This window comes from Candidatus Nanopelagicales bacterium, from assembly GCA_028687755.1.
GTDB lineage: Bacteria > Actinomycetota > Actinomycetes > S36-B12 > S36-B12 > UBA11398.
Genome location: JAQTZL010000004.1, coordinates 98,690 through 118,462, shown reverse-complemented (window position 1 = coordinate 118,462; position 19,773 = coordinate 98,690). Strand labels below are relative to the sequence as shown.

19 protein-coding genes are annotated in these 19,773 nt (G+C 52.6%); 9 read left to right on the top strand and 10 right to left on the bottom strand.

Features of this window, described 5'->3' with window-relative positions:
• Positions 1-55: 55 nt before the first annotated feature.
• Positions 56-313, bottom strand: coding sequence for a hypothetical protein (locus PHN51_07105; GenBank protein ID MDD2818550.1), 258 nt, complete (start codon positions 311-313; stop codon positions 56-58).
• A gap of 216 nt (positions 314-529) precedes the next feature.
• On the opposite strand from PHN51_07105, the gene PHN51_07100 reads away from it, so the two are divergent.
• Together PHN51_07100 and PHN51_07095 are read left to right on the top strand one after the other, a co-directional pair.
• Entirely contained in the window at positions 530-1,417 is an 888-nt protein-coding gene (locus PHN51_07100; GenBank protein MDD2818549.1) for a glycosyltransferase family 61 protein, read from the top strand.
• A 21-nt stretch (positions 1,418-1,438) separates the two neighbouring features.
• The gene (locus tag PHN51_07095) at positions 1,439-2,641 is read left to right on the top strand and encodes a glycosyltransferase family 87 protein (GenBank protein ID MDD2818548.1); all 1,203 of its coding nucleotides are present in this window, start codon (positions 1,439-1,441) and stop codon (positions 2,639-2,641) included.
• Here PHN51_07095 and rfbD read toward each other — a convergent pair.
• Genes rfbD through PHN51_07075 form a run of 4 tightly spaced genes read right to left on the bottom strand, consistent with a single transcriptional unit; the run spans position 2,619 to position 5,869 of the window.
• On the bottom strand, positions 2,619-3,476 hold the full coding sequence (gene rfbD, locus PHN51_07090) for a dTDP-4-dehydrorhamnose reductase (GenBank protein MDD2818547.1): 858 nt from the start codon (positions 3,474-3,476) through the stop codon (positions 2,619-2,621). The two genes, PHN51_07095 and rfbD, sit on opposite strands and share 23 nt — an antisense overlap.
• Entirely contained in the window at positions 3,476-4,456 is a 981-nt protein-coding gene (rfbB, locus tag PHN51_07085) for a dTDP-glucose 4,6-dehydratase (GenBank protein ID MDD2818546.1), read from the bottom strand. The genes rfbD and rfbB overlap by 1 nt, the downstream gene beginning before the upstream one ends.
• Before the next feature lies 1 nt (position 4,457).
• On the bottom strand, positions 4,458-5,378 hold the full coding sequence (gene pheA / locus PHN51_07080) for a prephenate dehydratase (GenBank protein MDD2818545.1): 921 nt from the start codon (positions 5,376-5,378) through the stop codon (positions 4,458-4,460).
• On the bottom strand, positions 5,375-5,869 hold the full coding sequence (locus tag PHN51_07075) for a DUF4446 family protein (protein MDD2818544.1): 495 nt from the start codon (positions 5,867-5,869) through the stop codon (positions 5,375-5,377). Before PHN51_07075 ends, pheA begins: the two co-directional genes overlap by 4 nt.
• 109 nt (positions 5,870-5,978) lie before the next feature.
• On the opposite strand from PHN51_07075, the gene PHN51_07070 reads away from it, so the two are divergent.
• Together PHN51_07070 and PHN51_07065 are read left to right on the top strand one after the other, a co-directional pair.
• Complete coding sequence (locus PHN51_07070) at positions 5,979-6,146, top strand: hypothetical protein (protein ID MDD2818543.1); 168 nt, start codon at positions 5,979-5,981, stop codon at positions 6,144-6,146.
• 53 nt (positions 6,147-6,199) lie between these two features.
• A complete protein-coding gene (locus tag PHN51_07065) occupies positions 6,200-7,525 on the top strand; it encodes a hypothetical protein (GenBank protein ID MDD2818542.1) in 1,326 nt (441 codons plus the stop codon).
• 7 nt (positions 7,526-7,532) lie between these two features.
• Here PHN51_07065 and PHN51_07060 read toward each other — a convergent pair whose 3' ends face one another.
• From PHN51_07060 to PHN51_07045, 4 genes are read right to left on the bottom strand one after another with little or no spacing between them, the layout of a single operon-like run.
• The gene (locus PHN51_07060; GenBank protein MDD2818541.1) at positions 7,533-8,501 is read right to left on the bottom strand and encodes a DUF5926 family protein; all 969 of its coding nucleotides are present in this window, start codon (positions 8,499-8,501) and stop codon (positions 7,533-7,535) included.
• Between the two features lie 10 nt (positions 8,502-8,511).
• The gene (locus tag PHN51_07055) at positions 8,512-9,297 is read right to left on the bottom strand and encodes a glycerophosphodiester phosphodiesterase family protein (GenBank protein ID MDD2818540.1); all 786 of its coding nucleotides are present in this window, start codon (positions 9,295-9,297) and stop codon (positions 8,512-8,514) included.
• Positions 9,294-9,749, bottom strand: coding sequence for a hypothetical protein (locus tag PHN51_07050; GenBank protein MDD2818539.1), 456 nt, complete (start codon positions 9,747-9,749; stop codon positions 9,294-9,296). Before PHN51_07050 ends, PHN51_07055 begins: the two co-directional genes overlap by 4 nt.
• A gap of 45 nt (positions 9,750-9,794) precedes the next feature.
• Entirely contained in the window at positions 9,795-11,168 is a 1,374-nt protein-coding gene (locus PHN51_07045; GenBank protein ID MDD2818538.1) for an FAD-binding oxidoreductase, read from the bottom strand.
• An 18-nt stretch (positions 11,169-11,186) separates the two neighbouring features.
• Here PHN51_07045 and PHN51_07040 point away from each other — a divergent pair, with 18 nt between their 5' ends.
• The 4 genes from PHN51_07040 to PHN51_07025 all read left to right on the top strand — a co-directional run bounded on the left by PHN51_07040 (position 11,187) and on the right by PHN51_07025 (position 16,577).
• Entirely contained in the window at positions 11,187-11,774 is a 588-nt protein-coding gene (locus tag PHN51_07040; protein ID MDD2818537.1) for a hypothetical protein, read from the top strand.
• A 15-nt stretch (positions 11,775-11,789) separates the two neighbouring features.
• The gene (locus PHN51_07035; GenBank protein ID MDD2818536.1) at positions 11,790-13,547 is read left to right on the top strand and encodes a hypothetical protein; all 1,758 of its coding nucleotides are present in this window, start codon (positions 11,790-11,792) and stop codon (positions 13,545-13,547) included.
• Between the two features lie 14 nt (positions 13,548-13,561).
• Positions 13,562-15,322 (top strand): hypothetical protein, encoded by a 1,761-nt coding sequence (locus PHN51_07030; protein ID MDD2818535.1) that lies wholly within the window; start codon positions 13,562-13,564, stop codon positions 15,320-15,322.
• A 127-nt stretch (positions 15,323-15,449) separates the two neighbouring features.
• Positions 15,450-16,577 carry a hypothetical protein gene (locus PHN51_07025; GenBank protein ID MDD2818534.1) on the top strand — a complete coding sequence of 376 codons (1,128 nt, stop codon included), beginning with the start codon at positions 15,450-15,452 and terminating at the stop codon, positions 16,575-16,577.
• On the opposite strand, the gene PHN51_07020 is transcribed toward PHN51_07025, so the two are convergent.
• Positions 16,574-17,806: a glycosyltransferase gene (locus tag PHN51_07020; GenBank protein MDD2818533.1), complete on the bottom strand. Its 1,233-nt coding sequence runs from the start codon at positions 17,804-17,806 to the stop codon at positions 16,574-16,576. The genes PHN51_07025 and PHN51_07020 overlap by 4 nt on opposite strands.
• Positions 17,807-17,847: 41 nt before the next feature.
• On the opposite strand from PHN51_07020, the gene PHN51_07015 reads away from it, so the two are divergent.
• Positions 17,848-19,629, top strand: a complete 1,782-nt coding sequence (locus PHN51_07015; protein MDD2818532.1) for a hypothetical protein — start codon at positions 17,848-17,850, stop codon at positions 19,627-19,629.
• Positions 19,630-19,773 lie beyond the last annotated feature (144 nt).

Here is a 19,773-nt window from a genome sequence, read left to right as displayed (position 1 = left end):
CTTTTTGGTGAATGGCAGCTACTGCAAATAACCTCGCATCTCGCTGAACACGCGGTTAAATTACATTGATGCCAGGCAGCGCTTCGAGTAAGGCAATCGTCTCTTCAGCCTTGACGAAATTTTCAGATTGAGCAACATGCATTACATTCAGTGCCACATCATCTGGTTTTATTTCTAACATGATTTCAATGAGGTCTAGCGCCGTTGTTTCGACGTCTTGTAGCGAATCTGTCTGAGAAATTCCGACTCCATCCACATCTATCAGGAACATCTCGGCCTCCGGATAAACACGAACATCAAATAGTTGAGTCATGTGGTCGGACTTTCATGGAAATCAGTTGATCGGGGTTGGTTTATAGGGTCAATCATGATTCAAAGGTACTTAGTGACTATTGAAAAAGTCCAGACCGTGAAAATCATTAAGAGCCGAACTAATCCATGGGCCAACGCCTTCTTGGTGCGCGCGAAAGGAACGCGCAAATAGATATAGTTCAATCCTTCACGGATTAAGGCTCCAGCAGGGGGAAATATGGTTCGCAAGCGCTGGCGCATTAAGCGAACGATGGTTGTTCCAGCTCAATGGAACGGATCAGTTGAGCATTACTACCACTTCTTTTTCGGCTACTTCATGCCACTCGTGCTGTGGCAGGAAAAGACTGGTTCCCAGGAATTCACAGTTCGCGACTGCGGACCGATGAATCCTTGGTTCGACCTTCTGCGCGAAGAAACTGATCTTGAATTCATGCCACCAGGAGTAATGCTGCAGCGCGCTCTTACGCATCGTCAAGACATGCAAATCTTGCACGGTTGGGATGACCCTCTGCGATTTCATAAAAAGTCTCTCGAGCTTTTCTCTACAACGATTCTCAATCGCGTAGGTATCAATTCGCGAGCACAGAATCTGGGTGAAAAACGCATTACGGTGCTCGACCGGAGACCCAGCCCTGACTTCTTTCTCGCGGACAAGTCCGAAGTCCACGCTTCGGGCTCTAACTGGCGCTCGATGCCAAACACTGAGCGCATCGCGGAATCGCTAAGCCATCTGGGCAAAGTGACTCTTGTGGATTCAGCAGCGATGTCGCCTTGTGATCAGGTCCGACTTTTTGGTGAGACTGATGTGCTCGTGGCCCAGCATGGTGCAGGGCTTTCCAATATCGTCTGGCTCCCAAAGGGTGCAGCCGTGCTTGAAATTAAGCCACCACTTGCTCCTGTGATTAATGAAATCTTTGCGAACCTCGCTTCCGCGTGCGGGATTGATCATGGCTCGATTGACCAAGCTGACGAGCATGCAGAGGTGGACCCGAACGACGTAAGGATTGCGGTTGAATCCCTCCTCGAATCGCCCGGAACGCATGTCCCAACGATGTCCGGAAGACTTCCTATTCGAATCCTGCGTCAACTACCTCGCCGACTCTAGAGCCAGAAATACGCTTAAGTCGTGGCAAACAATCCGCTGAGGTGGCTAACAAATAAGTCGCTCATGATCGCTTTGATTCTCATCTGGTCAATTGCGATGCTGGGATTGGCTTTTAAAGTTGGAATTCAGCACGACTACGGCTACTACCTTATGCATTGGGATCTAGTTCGTGAGGGCACAAATCCTTGGACCCATAACAACACCTTCCCTCCGAATACCTACGGACCTGCATACAACGCTCTCGCGTACCTTGCTCCCATTCATCAACTCCTGCCGAAACTTGGGATGCTTGTTGTTTTCCTCATCGCAAATTTCTTGCTCGTTAAACGGTTGTATTTCACTCGTCCGGATTTGAGTCAATCACTGCTCTACCTCGTTCTGATTCCATTGAATTTTCTCGTCATCAGCGTCACCTCAGTGTTTGGTGACAACGACACATTAGTTGCAGCATTTGTTGCTTTCGCGATCCTGGCAAGATTCAGGAATCAGATGATTCTTGCCGGGGTCATGCTTGGAATTGCCGTGCTCTTGAAGTACTACCCGGCATTGCTGATTCCTTTCTTTTGTCTCAATAATCGTCGATTCGACTGGCGCCCAGCAATTTCGGCTGCAATAACAACAGCAATGGGTGGATTCATTGCTTGGGTGATTTGGGGCAGTGACTTTCTGTTTTCCCTTACATTTGGGGCTTCGCGAGAAGCCACGTACCTTTCACCAATATTCGCATTGAAGAATCATCCTGAGCTGATTACCCCGCGCATCGTTGAATTTCTCACAAACAACAACACTCTGATCGTGGTTTTGGTTGGAGTAGCAATGTTTTTAGTCGCGTACAAATTCCGATTCACGTGGCTCGAAGCCAGCGCAACAGGTCTATTCGCCTGCCTAATCGCCTACAAAGTTGGACATGCGCAGTACTACCTCGCTTGGATCATCGTGCTTGTTGCGCTCGTTATTCAGGGAGATAGAAGAAGCAAGTACCTTGTCTATGCATTCTTGCCGTTCGTAGCGTTATTAGAAATTTTTCAGTTCAGTTACTTCATTCGCATGAACGGGTTCTGGAAAACAGAATTAGGCCTTGACCAAAATGTAGGAATTGCGGTTTTCATTCTCGCAATCGCGACGCTCGTGTTTACTTTCTTCAGCAACGCTATGCGTGCAGCACGAGCGACTAAAACAGAAGCCGTGCACCTAGAAACTACTAGGCACTCAGCCCATCTTTAAAGGCCGCATCCAGCGCCTCACGCCAATCCCGCATCGGGCTCAAGCCAGCAGCAGTCCAGGCGTCGTGCCCAAGCACCGAATACGCAGGGCGCGGTGCGGGGCGAACAAAGGAACCCGAATCTGTTTCAAGCACGCGTGCCGGATCAGCACCAGCGCCAGCGAACACCGCTTGCGCAAACTCAAACCACGAGGCAACACCGCTGTTGGTGCCATGGAAAGTGCCTGCAGTTGGGCGCGCATCAATGAGTGCGATGAGTTGATGCGCGAGATCGCGCGCGTAGGTTGGTTGACCAACTTGATCAGTAACAACAGAAACCGTGTCGCGCTCAGCCATGAGTTTCAACATGGTCTTAGCAAAGTTATTGCCGTTAATGCCGTAGAGCCAAGCGGTACGCACGATGTAGTGCGAATCGGGAAGCGCAGTTTGAACAGCAACTTCACCAGCAAGCTTGGTGCGGCCATACGCAGTAAGAGGAGCAGGAACATCGGTTTCCAAGTAAGGAACAGCAGCATCGCCTGCAAACACGTAGTCAGTTGAAATCTGCACGAGCCACGCACCAGTCGAGGCACATGCAGAAGCGAGAAGCTCTGGCCCAACACCGTTAGCAAGGAGCGCTGCGGGCTCATTGGTTTCGGCATCGTCAACAGCAGTCCATGCAGCGCAGTTGATCACTACCGTCGGTTCAAAAAGTGAAAAAGCCGTTGCAATAGAACCACTTTGGGTGATGTCGATCCCTGGGCGATCAACACCCATCACTGGCGTGCCGCGCTCGCCGAGAATGGAAACGAGTTCCGAACCCAACTGCCCTTTTGAGCCAGTAACCAGAACGCGCATTACTTCAGCGCAGCCTTTGCCTTCAGCGGGCGCCACCAAGCTTCATTGGCCTTGTACCAAGCAACCGTTTCTGCAAGTCCATCTTCAAACTTGTGCTGTGGTTCATAACCCATCGCACGAAGCTTTGAATCATCAACGGAATAGCGACGATCGTGGCCCTTACGATCTTCAACAGGTTGCACACTTGACCAGTCAGCACCCATGGATGAAAGCACTTGTTCAGTGAGTTCTCGGTTGTTGAGTTCAAGGCCGCCACCAATGTTGTAGCTCTCGCCCGGTGCACCCTTTTCAACAACGAGTGCGATGCCGCGGCAGTGATCATCAACATGCAACCAGTCGCGCACATTCAAGCCATCGCCATACAACGGCACCTTGCCACCGTCGATCAAGTTGGTGACGAATAGCGGGATGACCTTTTCTGGGAACTGGAAAGGTCCGTAGTTGTTCGAGCAACGAGTTGACGAAATGTTCAAGCCATAGGTGACGTGATAGGCGCGCACCAACATTTCTGCTGCAGCTTTGGCTGCTGAATATGGTGAGTTAGGAATCAGCGGCTCTGCTTCAGTCCATGAACCTTCATCAATTGAGCCGTAGACCTCATCGGTGCCGATGTGCACGGTGCGCGGAATGTTGTGGCGCAAGCACGCATCAAACAGCGTCTGTGCTCCGACCACGTTGGTCACCAAGAAGGCCTGTGGGCCGGAAATCGAACGATCCACATGGGTTTCAGCCGCGAAGTTCACAACAACATCGTGACCAGGCAACACCTGATCGAGCAGTGCGCCATCACAGATGTCGCCTTGCACGAATGAGTAACGAGGATCGTCAGAAACAAAAGCGAGGTTTTCGAGGTTGCCCGCGTAGGTGAGCTTGTCGTACACCGTCACACCAGTGACGTCACCGCCGTATGAACCAGCAAGCAATTCACGCACAAAGTGTGAACCGATGAAGCCAGCAGCCCCAGTTACGAAATAGCGCACGTTAGTTCCCCTTCAACTTCTGCAACCACACTTCGGCTTCAGCAAAATCAGCATCAGTCACACCATCACGCAACACTGGCTCTTTGCCATCGTGGCGTGGGTATGAACCCAAGTAGCGAACATCAAGACACACGCGATGCAAACCCTTGAGTGCTTCCGCAACTCGCGCATCGTTGACGTGGCCTTCAATGTCAACACTGAAGTAGTAATCGCCCAGCACCTTGCGAGTGGGGCGTGACTCAATGCGCGTCATGTTGACGCCGCGCACGGCAAATTCATTCAGGATTGCAAGCAATGCGCCTGGCTGATCGTGGTGAATGTAAAGCGCAAGCGTGGTCTTGTCTGCACCAGTCGAAGGTGGAACAACTCCAGCGCGGGTAACCAGCACGAAGCGCGTGTGTGCATCAGAGGTGTCACCAATGTCTGTTGCCAACACATCAAGCTCATAGATTTCAGCAGCAATTTCCTGACACACCGCAGCGTCGTAATTGCGAGCTGAATCCAGTAAACCTTGCGCTGCACCAGCGGTTGAAAGTGCTGGCAGCACAACAACTTCTGGCAAATTCGCAGCCAACCAACCGCGCACTTGAGCTGCAGCATGGGGATGCGTAGCGATGCGAGCAATTGAGGCAAGTGACGTGCCACGTGGCGCAACAAGTGCGAACGTTACGGGCAGCACAACTTCGTCAATGATCACGAGTTCTGTGCCTGCTGAAAGTTCATCAAGGGTCAGCGGAACTGATCCTTCAACTGAATTTTCCATCGGTACGAGTGCTTGATCAGCGCCACCCGTTCGCACCAGATCAATTGCAGCTTGCACGGAGGCAGCAGGAATCAGCTCAGCACCAACAGCAGATGGCATTGAGCGAAGTGCGGCTTCGGCGAACGTGCCGCGAGGTCCTAGGAACGCTATGCGAGTCATGCTTCACCGCCTTTCTTTGCCAACTTCAAGCTTTCAGCTTCTTCTGGAGACAGTTCAATATCTGGCTTGCCGCCGTTGATGCCCTTGATGTAGGTGCGCGTTTCAGTGCGTCCATGGATCGAGGTGAGCACTAAGCCGTCGCCTGAGTCATCGAGCATTGCTGCCGAGAACGAGAAGCGACCGCCAAGGTCACCGAAGGCGTCATAGCGGACCACAGAAACATGGCGCAATGCTTGAGCAAGCTCCGAGCGCGTCTGCACGAGCAGGCGGTCAAGGTCACCGACCTCGTCGCGCAGATCGTGGAACTCAGAAATCGTGCGAGCCACCACGTCGACAAAGGTCTCGCGGCCTTCAGCTGCTTGGAGCAGGGCCAAAGAGCGGTGGATATGGGATAGGCGCACGAGGGCAAAGGCGCCAACACCCAAGCCAAGCACCCCCAAAATGAGGGCAACGATCACGAGGACGCTCATGGCACTCGTGTCGATATTCACCGCCAAAGCCTAAGGCCTGCGAGGAGTAATCCGCCCCTGAGGACCTCCCAACCGTGAATGGCCTCATTCATATCTAGAAATATCTTCGTTCTCACCGTATTTTGAGCCAATGCACCTGCACTCGGACTCAATTTCAGAGGAAACCGAATTCTGGTTAAGTCAGCCGGGCATTCTCGAATCGGTAGCCGAAGCAGCGTCGGATATCGCTGAATCTCGCAGCCTCAATGAGCATCAGGTCCGCCTGAGGTTCAATGTGCCGGCAGTTGAGCAACGGTGAGGCACCCGAATTCCGAAACAAACTAGGGTCTCACCTGTGACAAACGAGGCCTCATGCTGAACGTGGTAGCCAGCGAACCCATCGCCTTTGCCGATTTGGCCTCACGCTCGGGCATTTTCGCTATCGGCCTTTTCCTGGCTTTGACCACCTTCATCAGCATGATGCGCACCGTGATCGTGCCTCGGCCGCTGAAATCATCCCTCACTGGCTTAGTCATGGTGGCGGTCTACGGAGCTAGCCGCGGGCTCGCCGCAATGCGTCGCTCCTATCGCGGCCGAGACAAAGTCATGGCATGGACCGGCCCGGTCATGATCATGAGCATTTTGCTCGCTTGGCTTGTTGGTTTCCTCTTCGCCTACGCAATGTTGATTTATGGCATCAGCGGCATGCCTTTTGGTCAGGCTCTGCGTCAGTCAGGTTCCAGTTTGCTCACCCTGGGTTTCGCCGGAGGTAATGGCAGCGAGCAAACCGCGATCGATTTCATCGCAGCAACCACCGGACCGATTTTGATCGCCATGATGATCGGTTACCTGCCAACGATTTTCCAGACCTACCTCGATCGCGAAGTACTTGTCACGATGTTCAGCACCACAGCGGGTGAACCATCGTGGGGTCCTGAATATTTGGCTCGTTCTTCAATGGCCGGGACGACGTCAGAAATCGCATCGTATTTTCATCAGTGGTCCGAGTGGGCAGCAAAACTGAGACTTACACACTTGACCTACCCGACCTTGATTTATATTCGCGGCTCTCGCGCGCATCAGCATTACGTCACGTCATTGCTAGCTGCAATGGATGCAGCAGCACTGCACGTTTCTGTTTCGAATACTGAAGAGAATTCGTATGCCTATCGTTTGCTCTTGCAGGGTTCACAAACCTTTGAAGTGTTGTTTCTGGCAGCTGGGCCTCAGAAATTCACCAAGAGAATTCCGCTCCTGAGTAATTACCTGACAACCAAATCCGTGCATTCTCGGCCAGCCTTAGAGATTCCGGCATGGAATGACAATCGTCGATCAGTGCATGATGCTGCGGCTAAAGATGCAGCGCGTGGAATGACTGCCGCTCAAGCGCGTCAACTTGGTTTCGATCAAGCGAGAATTTCAACACTTACACGCGAACAATTTGATCATGCGCTTGCAATGTTGAAACAAGCTCACGTGTCAATCGCGCGTAGCGATGACGATGCGTGGGAAATGTTCAGTGAAATTCGTAAGCAATACGAATATCCCGCATATGGCTTGGCTTATAAGCTCGATGCAGTGCCTGCTCCATGGAGTGGACCACGCTTTAAGAAAACTCCCGTTGAATACCCAACGTCAGTTGTTGAAGTGCGCGCGACCATCACTGATCCTCAGCAACCAACAACTGAGAATCAGTAGATCGCTGCTAGCGAAGCGTTACTTGCTTCGTGGTGAGCAATGAGCGCGCACGGCGTTCTGCATCAGTCAGTGGCGCATCAATTGCAAGTGCTGCATTCAAGCGAGTAAGGAACGCAGCTGCAGGTGCTTCACAGGCTGCTGCACCAAATCCAAGCGGTAGATCCCACACGGGAACCACAATGCCGTGAGCACGGAACATGCCAACAAGCTTGGTGTCTTCACCAAGCGAAGATTCACCCGCAGCATCAAGACGAGCAAGTGCATTGAGCAACTGCTCTTCAGCAATTGGCATCGACCAACGAAGATGTTCCTTCTCGCCCATCTGGCACCAGTAAGCAGCATCAACGGATGAAAGTTTCAACGTTGGGTGCGCGTATGAGGAAGCGCGCTCGAGTGATTCGCGAACCTCATCGGTCATTTCTGCTTTATCGACCCAGAAGTCGAAGCCATCATGCACCTGAACATCCAATGGCGCCGACCCATCAATCAGGTCTTGTAAACGCAATGAACTTGTCGCATCGCGTGGAGCTTCAATCGGAGTACCTGGCTCAGCATCAAGGGCGGCAGCAAGTACCAGTGCTAAATCGCGGCTGGCATTGCCTGAAGAAGTGTTGACCTGCAGGCCCAGCAGGATTTCACCATCCATGCGCACTAAGCCTGGGTAGGCGTTGGGCAACACAGTTGCCAAAGTGACCTTGCGAGCACCTGCTGGAGCTCCTGTCGCCGACACTGCATCGGAACGCAACTTCAAGGAGGCTGTTGCCGAAGGCACGAGCTCGCGCAGCGCAACGATGTCGCACTCAGAAGCAAAGCCTTCAAAGGGGCGCGTGGTTTCGATGGTTTCCTCGACCTTGCCGTGGCAGGCCTTGTAACGACGACCTGAACCACATGGGCATGGCTCGCGCATTCCTACGACAGGCACAACCCCATCGGTAGCAACTGCCGCTGAACCTGCACGCACTTTTTTCTTAGCCATGCCGACAACCTTATTCGACGAGCGAGCGCACCATCGCCGGCTTATCGCTGATGATCGCGTCGACGCCCAACGACAAACACAATTCAGCCTGCGACGGCTCATTGACCGTCCAGACATGAACCTGCCCGCCTCGCGCGTGCATGGTCTCAACGAATTCAGGATGCAGAGCCAGCGATGCAATTGAGATTCCAGCAATTGATGAAGAACCGGGAAGTTCCCCTGTTAATCGACGTGCAGGAATCTTGTCCATCAAAAACACGGTGGGAACATCTGGAGCAATCACACCCATGCGTTGAACAGCGAAGCGGCTGAACGACATCATTCGAACGCGCGAAGAATTCAGTAATCCAAAGTGACGTAATTCGTCAACCAAACTCATTTCCACGTATTTACCAAAGCGCGTTGGATGTTTGGTTTCAATGGAAAATGAAATTGAGGAAGACGACTCAAGCATTGCTGCCAGCAATACCCGCAAGGTCAACACTGATGAACGTTCATCCAAAGAAGAAGTTCGCTGCCATTTCTCACTTTCCGGTGCTGAGAAATCAAAGTGCATCAGATCGTGCAGGCGCATTGCTGAAACGGAGCCGCGACCAGAACTCGTGCGACCGATCTCGCGATCGTGCACACACACCAAGGTGCCATCGGCTGTTAGGCGCACATCACATTCAATTGCGTCAGCACCTTCATCGACTGCGCGCAGGTAAGCCGCAAGTGAATGCTCGGGTTCGAATTCGTTTGAGCCTCGGTGGGCAACGACTAGTGGCGCCTTAAATTCGACGCCCGGTGTGATCACGAAGTAACTCTCTCACCACGAATCAGCGTTTTCTTATTTGCCTCTATTGCCAGTAAACGATCTTCTTCTGCCCACGCAAGATCCACGAGTTGATCGATCTCTTCCGCGAACTGGGCCCAGTAATTTAGAGCTGTGTCTAACTGCCCGGCCGATAGCGAGGTTGTTTCCAACACTCGCGAAAGCACTTCTTGATCTTCGCTCGCATCTGTCAGCGTTCGCGCTGCTCGTACAACCGATGCGACCTCCCAGATCTCTGGCCCGCCGACAAGTGCAGCCCTTCGACCCTGAACGCCATCCCGGAAATGCACCCCGGGGACCAAATCCATGCGAATGCCTTCATCAATGAGGCGATTCAGCGCAGCAGATCCGTTAAGCCCTTGATGTCGGGCAAGAAAGGATTCAAAGCGTTCCTCGATCACCGAATCAAGGCGAACTGAGCGTGGAGTAGCCATGACTACAATGTAGTCAGACGTAGGAATGAGCGCAAGACCTGTGCTTCACGCTGTGCGAAACAGAATCCCTTGATTCAACAGCCCTGCTGGATCCAACGCATCCTTGATTGCCTTCATGGCAGTGATTTCAGCAGCTGATCGCGTCAGGTGCAGCGAATCAACCTTCATGCGGCCAACTCCGTGCTCTGCAGAAATTGATCCGGAGTAGCGCGAGATCACCTCAAGAACCTGGTGATCGACTTCAACATCATCTGCTGCAGGGCCGATGAATTCCACATGGATATTGCCATCGGCGATGTGGCCAAAGAGCCCGTAGAACTCAACAGTTGGCGCATCACGCAACAAGGATCCAAGATCTGCCAACACTTCTTCCATGCGTGATAGCGGAACTGACACATCGAGTTTGTGGCAAATACCTTTCGCGCCATAGACCTCTGTCTGACGTTCGCGGAATTGCCATAAACGCGCTTGTTCACCAGCATCGAATGCCACCACTGCATCGTGTGAATCATTGAGCGGCAAACCTGAAGCATCACCACCATCAGCAACTTCAATGAAGGCCACCACCGGCCACGATGCTGCAAGTGGTGAAGGAATCCCCAACACTGATTCCATCAGTTCAATACCGATGGCATCAACCATTTCAGCTGCAATCAAATGTGAACCGCGAGCTGATGCAGACATCAACGCGAGTGCATCGCCATACGTTGCGCATCCGATCATTGCTAACGATGTTCGCGCATGCGGATGATGCAAGCGCAAGCGCACAGCGGTGATCACACCAAGCGTGCCTTCTGATCCACACAGCAATGAACCAAAATCAAAACCTGTGTTGTCTTTCAATAAGCCGTTGAGATGCGAAATCACGGTGCCATCTGCCAGCACCGCTTCAATGCCAACAACCTGCGCACGTGTCATGCCATAAGCAATGACGTTCACTCCGCCAGCGTTGGTGGCCACTGTGCCACCGATAGTTGCTGAATCACGTGCAGCCAGATCAACGCCATAGACCCAACCAGCTGCTGAGGCTGCATCTTGCACCGCGCTCAATAATGCGCCCGCCTCTGCAGTCAATTGCCCAGTGAGTTGATCAACTGGGCCAATCGAAGAAAGCCTGCGGGTAGAAAGAATCACTGGAGCCACGCCCGAGGAAGCAGGAACGGAGCCGCCTACGAGCCCGGTATTGCCGCCCTGCACCAACACTGGCTGGCCGGCAGCGAAACAAGCTGCCAACACCGCGGAAACTTCAAGCGTCGACGCGGGCCGAATCACCGCCACGCATGGCCCCGAATAGCGGCGGGTCCAATCGGTTACATAGGGGGCAACCAAGTCATCACCCACCAACACGTGGGTGGGTCCAACGATCCCTCGTAACGATTCGAGTAAGACCGAAGCGGCAGGCGCTGGAGTGGTGCTCACGGGGTTATCCTTGCCGACATGCGAGGGAAAACGATCGTCAGCACCGCCGTGGCTACTGCTGCGCTTATTGCGGGCGGTATCGCTGCGCCCCTCGCCGCCCATGCTGACCCAACTCCGGCCACTGGAGCCTTCAGCTTCACTACGGGCCCTGGCATCTTGAGCACCTGGGCTTATAACAATCTGCGTGTGACCACCAGCTTGCCTACGATCTCGGTTGCTAAGAACAACGGCACCCAAATCACTTCAGTATTCCCTGTGGTCGCTGTTGAAAAAACTGCGAACTTCACTGGTGGTCAAATTCGCATCACGAACACCAAGACCAATGACTACATCAACTGCTTGAACCCTGCTGTCGATGTTGCGGTGAAGGTTGTTGACTGCGTGATGGCGGACAAGACCAATAAGCGCATGTTCACAATCGCCAAGATCCGTTCGAGGAAAACCTTGAGCAGTGTCTACACCACCACCAACAGTTACACCGGCCTTGATCTGCGCATCATTGATCAGGCAACAGCTGACTGGATGAACACAAAGTTGAAGACCAATACCTTCAGCCCATCAGTGGTCTTTGCAACTGGTGAACTCACCGTTACCTACGGCAAGTAATCACCTCGACGCGCAATGTCGATCACCACAGCACAGCAGGCATCAACTCGAAACATCAAGCGGTTTCTTCCTGACCTGATTTCAGTTGCAGCCATTTGGATCGGTGTAACACTCCTGACCCAACGCTGGGCTGGGTTAGACACACCTGATTCTTCCTTTTACACAAGCCTTGGTGTATTCGGCAGCGAAGTCAGCGATCGTGCGTATGACAATTCATATTTCTGGACGCGGCTGGGAACTATTGCTCCAACGCATGTGCTTACATCGATCGCTGGCACTTGGGGCGGCTTCGCTATCTGGCATGCATTGCTGTTGTTGATGTTCATCGCTGGTGCCTACATCACCATCAAGAAGTTCTCGAACACTCAAACCGCGTCAATCCTCACAGCCTGCATCGCTTTGAGCAGTGTGCCCTTGAGTTATCTCGCGAATCCTTATCTCACCGGTGCCGTGCTTGCTGGCACGAGCGCACTCATCGCAACAGCAATGTTTGGGGGCAAGAAATCTGCAATCACAGCAGGTGTATTGCTTGGTTGGCTTGTCATGGTCAACCCACCAGGCGTATTGCTCGCCGGTGTGATCTGGCTCGTCGTCAAAATCCTCAGAAGCGCTCAGATTAAAGCGCAGGCGAAAGAAACTGCGAAATCAATCAGCATCGCTGCAATCGCAACCGCAATCACCTTCGTTGCATTCCTGGGCATCGGCAAAATCATCTTCCCCGAGCTCAATTGGGTCGGCGCATATCTCGATGCCCAAGGCATCAACTTAAGCAACTTCGCGAGTAAAGATCCTGTGTGGCTCAAAGACATCTCGCTGTTAGTGCCAGCAAGCATTCTGATCTTTGTTCTTGCAGTCTGGTTCAAAAACAAAAAGAGCCAAGCGGCTCAACTGGCCTTTGCTATCAGTTCAAGCAGCATCGCTTTCATGTTGGTGTTTTCACCGCTGATGGGTGGCATCGCTCTCGAAGCTCCGATGTATCAAGCAATGTTGTGGCCACCTGCACTCATTGCGCTCGCACTTGCTGTTGTCACCGTGATGCAATCAGGAAAAGATCAACTACAGAACCAAGACCAAGAAATCAATACCAAACCAGCCGGCTGGAACCTCACCACAATCATCACTGCAGCGGTAGCAGTCGTAATCATCGCAACCGCTGGCCATTCCACAGCGATCATTGGTTTACATCAGGGCTGGCTTATTGCTGCAGTAATCACAGTGATTGCGATCATCATCGCGCTTGTAACGAAGCGCAAGTTCGCAACCATCGCGGGCCTCATTGCAATCACTGTGCTCGTTGCCGGTGGCCAGTTGTTGCAGAATTCACGCGGCCCACTCGGGTTGTATTACTTAAGCCCATACAACTGGGCCTTCAATGACAACCCAATTTCCGAGAAGCTTCACACGGCTGTGAACACCCAAGAGTGGTTGTTGGCGAACACCAAAAACACCGACACCATCCTCACGTGGGTGCAAGGTGACTGGGTTGGTGGCGATCGCGAGCTCTATGTAGTCGCAGGCATGCAGCTGTGGGGTGAAAACCGCATTGGTTTATTCCCAGAACTTAATGATGATGATCGTGCACGCTTGAACGAGATCAAACCGACCGTGATCGCAATGTATGGGCAGTCACTCGATGGCATCCAGAGCTTCATGGGTGGCCTGCCACAAGCTTCGAACCCATCTGATCCAATGTGTTACGACTTCACCTGGCCAACCGCAACAATTCCGGTAGGCCACGCTTGCCTGACCCGACTGACTTGGACGAATGCATGAATGCACTGAAGAACATGACCTCACGCACCCGAACCACCGTTGAGGTCATGGCCACCGCACTCATCAGCTTCGTGATGTCGATGTTCGTGTTCTGGCCAAACCTCAAGGACATCAACGTGCCGTGGGGTGGTGGCGATATGACTGCCACCTATGTGAATGCCGAAGCCTGGAATTGGTGGAGTTACGGCGTCACGACGCATTTTGGTTTTCCGTATGGCATGAACCTGAATTACTTCCCAGGCCTGGACATCACCCAAAACACGTTCTCGCATCTGATCTCTGTTCTCACCGGCCATCCTTACATCGGCATAAATGTGCTGCTGATTGTCAGCTTCCCGTTAGTCGCAGTGATGGCGTACGCAGCAATTCGCATGATGGGGTTGAAGAGTTACCTCGCCATCGCGCTTGCCGTGAGTTTCACCTTCATCCCTTGGCACTGGGGTCGCGCCCTTGGTCACCTTTACCTCGCAACGCTTTATGGCGCAGTTGCCGGCGTGATTCTCGCTCTACTCGTTGGCTCTGGCCGCTTGCAAGGTTGGCTGAAAACCGAAGACAAGAAGCAACGCCGCAAATCCATTGCCCTGATCGTGGTGCTGGTGCTCACTGCAGCGTGGAGCGCGGTCTATTACGCCTTCTTCACCGCGCTCATGCTGCTTGCTGCCGTGCTGTGGCGAGTTTCGCAGGGCGACCGCACCAAACGATTAGTTGCTGGAGCGCTTCCACTTGCTGGCTTAGCAGTGGCAATGGTGATCGGGCTTCTTCCGTCAGTGATTAACCGAGCATCAAATCCTGATGTGACCAATCTTGGCCAGCGCGATCCGATGGACAGCGTTAAGTACGGCGGCGATCTTGCAATCAGCGTGCTGCCAGCTCCCTACAACTCACTTTTAAGTGGCTATAACAACTGGATCGGTGGGATGTTCTCCCAAGCTCCGGGTGAAGAACAAAACCTGATCACCAACTACGGCACCTGGATTACAAGCGCATGCTTAATCGTCTTCCTTATCGGTTTGGTGAATAACGCCCGCAAACGCAATCTGGGGCTAGCAACCAAACTTGATGCAACCCCTCGACCACCACTGACCTTCATCGCGTACCTACTCGTGCTCATGGTGTTGGTGTTTGGCCCGTGGAGTTTGAACTTCTTAATCGTGAATTGGTTCCTCACTCAGATTCGCGACTGGAATCGCCTGCTTCCGCTCATGCTGTTGCTGTTCATCCTCGGCGCAGCTGGTGCAATTGCAGGTAAGGATTGGACCAAGCGCGAATACGTCGCCATTCCAATCGCAGTGATCATCCTTGCCATCACGTTGATCGACAGTGTGCTGCCATGGAAACCGCTTTATGACGACGTGGCCCGCGGCGGTCGAGCCATTCACGATCAAGCCCAGCATTACGAAGCTGCAGTTAATGCAGCGATTCCAGAAAACTGCGGTGTGCTGCAACTGCCCATCATGATTTACCCAGAAAACGGCATCGCTGCTCCAAACTTGAACGACTACGAACACTTCACTGTTGGACTACTCAATGACAACAAGAGTTGGTCATACGGCGGCATGCGCGACACCATCGCCAGCACCTGGCAGCTCGATTACACCAATGGGATCAATGGCTTCCAGGTCCAAGATCTCAAAGACAAGGGCTTTTGTGCCGTGCACCTGGACACCCGAGGCTTTGAAGATCCGCAAGCCATCGAGACCCAATTGTCCACTTTGTTCGGAAAGCCGGTCGTCATTGATCTCGATGGCCGCTGGCAGCTTTACAAGATTGCGTAACAATCCTGAGACACGAACGAAGGTGCTCAAGAAAACATCGGTTAAGCACCTAGATTCCACGCAGCGCTGCTCAGATGCCGGCGGCTAGGACCGGGGGGTCCCTTCGACTGAAGGCGCGGATCTCCTCGTGGTCCAGACACCAGTGCTGATGCATAGTGCCCGCGCGAAACGTGCGCGCGCGAAAAGCGCTGTCACGCACCCCCTGGCATTCACAACGCTCCTGGCAGTTGCTGCTCTAACCGTCACGGTACTCAAAACTGGCATCGGTATTCACCCCGAATGGCATCGCTTTCTCGATGGTGCCGTTCACTGGCAAGACATCTCCCAATCACCACTGCTTGCCGAAGGTGATGCATCACTGAGATCAAATGTGGTGACAGCGTGGATGGCTGGAATGTTTGGACTCCAGTCACCACACCGGTATCTCGCGTTTTCGATGCTTCTTGCAGCAGTTGCAATCATTTTGCCAATTGCATTCGCGTACCGAAAAGAACACACGCAACGCGCGAAGCTCGCCTTCATCTTTGTTGCTGGTGGATCACTTGCACCGATCGCTCTGACCTGGATTGGCGGATATGACGCCATTTCTATCATTGCTCTGAGCACTGCCGTGATGGTGCGCAAACAATGGATTGCTCTCATTGCTTGGTTTGCTCTCGCCATAAATCACGCCCCAATTGCGATCTTTGCATTCATCGCTTGGGCACCCATCGCGCTGATCATGTGGAAATGGGATGCCACGATGCGCATCGTTACCGCAGGCGTTGCAGTGGTCGCTGGAAGCTTCGCGATGCATGCAATCACTCATGCTTGGGGTGGCAGCACCGATCGCTTCTCACTCTTTAAGTCAATCCCATTCGATGCACTCTGGCAGTGCTACGTCACGATGCTGCCACTCACGGTGTTTTCAGTTCTTGGCATCGGTTGGGTAGTGCTTGCCAACCGAAGTGTAAGAAACTCAACTGTCGGCAAAGCCCTCATCATCGAAAGCCTTGCGATCTCGTTTCTCATTCCACTGATTGCTATCGATGCAACGAGAATTGCCGGAATCATTGTGATCGCGCCGATCTTCACTTGGATAGCTCATGCGCACCTCAACAAAGCGGCTACAGTCCGTATCTGGCGAAACACCTGGCTGCTGGCAGTAATAGTGCCGGTGTTTCTCGTGTGGCAGGGAGCGATCTTGCATCCGGGCTGGGGGAATATTGATGTGGTGCAGCGTGCATTTGACGGTCAGGTCATTCGACCAAACTAATGATCGTTGTTCGTTAAGCGCGGCAATCCACGCTCGATGAGTCCGGTTTCAATTCCGCCCCAAAAATTCGTATGCGCAATCGTGTATGCCCGCTCTTTACCGGCGCGCTTCATCGCATCCAAACGAACAGAGTCGCCAAGGAGTTCCGATACCAACATTGGAAGCTGATCAACGGTTTCAAACTCCGCAAATTCCAGATCGCGTTCAAAAAATAGACGCGTGCGGTCGTGATCATCAGTGAGGAGCGCGGTTCCTGCCAATGTTGCTTCGAGTACACGGGTTTTGAGTTGTTCGAACGGACCAGCCGATGATCGCGAAAAGTTGATTGTCATATGGCTTCCGGCAAGGCCTGCCATGTAATCAAGCCACGATGGTTGATTTGTGCGTGAGGCCGCAAAGTCAGCGGTTTCATCAGACCGATGGGGATTAACTGCGACGCGAATTCCAGCTGCACGCAGTTGATCAAGCATTTCGACGCGATACGGGTAGAGCGCTCCAATGAATGAAACATCGTGTGTGACTTGAACAGATAAAAGTCGTTCTTCAACAAGTGCGAGCGACTGCCGTGACACAGGCATGTTCACGGGGCCAACTTCATTTCGGCCGCGTACGAGTTCACCATTCATTGGCATGCAGATATCTACTGCCATGAAATTTGGTGAGATTCGAGCAAGTAAACGACTTTTCGCGCGTATCCATTCAAATGCGGAATCAAACATCACTCCAAGAAGCACGCCGTCCCAGCGCGATGACATTGCTGTCCACCAGATATCCCATGTCCAAGCCGACTCTGAACTTCCAGGATCAGCCTCGATATGCGTGATGACATGCGTGGCACCCACATCGAAGATGTAGTCGGCAAGGCGCACATGCCATTGCGCCGAAGACTCGCCCTCAATCACCGAAAAGAATGACACGTGAGCTTGCCCAATGTTCTCGGCCAACGTTTGAGCTGCTTCGTAGTAGAAGTTACGAGTTCCAGCAGTGAAGGATTTATGCCCTTCACCCTCATAGGGCACCACAACAACGTGGGTTGGTCGCCCGAGATGCGAATTTCGCTCCGAAACCAATGGGCGGCCCATGAGTGGCGCATAAGAAGGCTCGGCCAATACCTGAGTAGCGAAGGTTGCTTGAGCTTTACGCCATTTACGCTGATGAAAATCCGGATCAGCCTTAAGAGCTAAGGCTCCTAGACGGGCACGCAGCGAAAGCTCTGGCCCGGAAGTCATAGAGCAACGCTACCGATAACACCTCATAGACTGCCCGCACCATGACGATTCACGGGCGGAATTCATCGGCTTTGCTCCGCAACCCCACATTCATCGTTTCCATCATCATTGCTGAGCTCATCACACTGGCAATAAGCATTGGCCCCCTTCTTGGTGCACCTTGGTGGAAAGGCTTTCGCGCGTATTTCTCCCACGATCAGCTTTCTTATGCCGCAATTGCCACCAATGTTTCACAGGGAAATTTTGCGACGGTTGAACCTCTGACGGAAACTGGCGTTTCGCACTACCCGAGCCTTTGGTATTGCGTCATCGGTAGCGTTTCTTGGCTCACACATATTCCTGTGTGGATTGTGTGGACTGTTCTGGGCATCGCAATTCTCAGTGCAGCAGTGCTTACTGTTGGAACCGTTGCCGCACGGGTCAGCGGAAAAGCTTGGGTTGCAGTTCTTCCAGCGCTTGCATTGCTTACCGGCACTGCTTCGTACTACACCGTGAACAACTGGTACACACCGTTAGATTCACACGCAGTCATTTGGGCACCGTATGCATCGCTGTTCACGCTCAATGGTGAAGTCGCCGGAATCAGCATCGCGGTTATAGCAATGGCGTTACTTGTGGATGCGTTGTTTAAGCAGGAAAACACCGAGAGTCATCGCACACCCAAAATTGAAATTTGGGTCAGTGCTTTGCTCATTGGTCTATTGGCAAACGTCCAGACGTATACCTTCTTTTCCATCACGTTAGTCATCGCCATCTTTGTTGCCGCGCGAGATCTCACGAAGCATCCTTCACGTGCCCGGATGTATCTCACCATCGTGCTCGGGTTTGTAGTTCTCTGGTTTGGTAAATCAATTTCCCAGATATTTGGGCCATTACCTTTGCTGGCATCGCTGTTTTTGAGCATGGCGCCGGTGCTCATCCCTGCGGCACTTCGGGCCAAACGCCTTGCTATTCCTGCATTACTCATCACGGCTCTCGCTGCAAGCCCCGAAGTTGTGCGCACAGCAATTGGTGTTGTGACAAAGGATCCGTTCCTTACCTACCGGGAAGCTTCAAGTACCAATCTTGGAATTTTGGAAATTGGAACGCTCGTTGCTACAACTACGTGGGTCTTGCTTTTCGTCGTTACGGGTCTTGGCTTATGGCGCGGTCGCCAAGCAGCGCTCAGCTCATTAGTGATCGCCTTGGCGCTGGGCTTCATCATCATGCCTGCCAACGACATCTGGGGTTTCAATCAAGAGCCGTATCGTTCGTGGATTCAGTTCGCCACGTTGAGTGCACTTCTACTCTCGATTCCGTTGGCGTGGGGAATTTCCCGTTTCACCTCGTTCAGCACTGAACACAAGGTTGTTTTCGCCATAACTGGAGTTCTCGCAATCACTTCTTGGGGACTCGGACTTCAAGATTTCAAAGGCTTTTGGGATTACGCAAAAGCCCAAGGGATCCACGTCCTCTCCGACTCCCAAGCTCAAGCGATCCAGGCCATCACGACGGGAACTCAGGGCTTGGTGCTTGGTTCCCAATGTATGGATCCACAGATCTTCAAGTTGATTGCGAAGAAGCCTGTTCCGTACTACAACCTTGGGCTTGCATGGCCTGCCAACAAGAAAAACATTGACACGTTCCGTGATCCATACGGCCGCCAACCAGACAACCCGCTCACGCTCAAGCTGGCAAATGTGAAATGGGTAGTAACGGACTCGTCCTGCGTAACTGATTGGAATTTCCCCACGGATCAGAGAGTCGTCCGCGCCAAGCAAGCGATTTATCAAGCCCAAGCGGACTTGGAGACGTTGACCCTCTGGAATGTGAATGTGAAATAGCAAGCCACGAGGTTAATTTATGTTCTGATCAAACGGGGGCACTTCGTTTCTCGACGAGAACTTAGACACCTTTCGCGTCAATTACTGCCTGCGGTGCTCGTCTGTCAAAAGAAGTGACTCGTAGACTACATACCTAGTCACCGA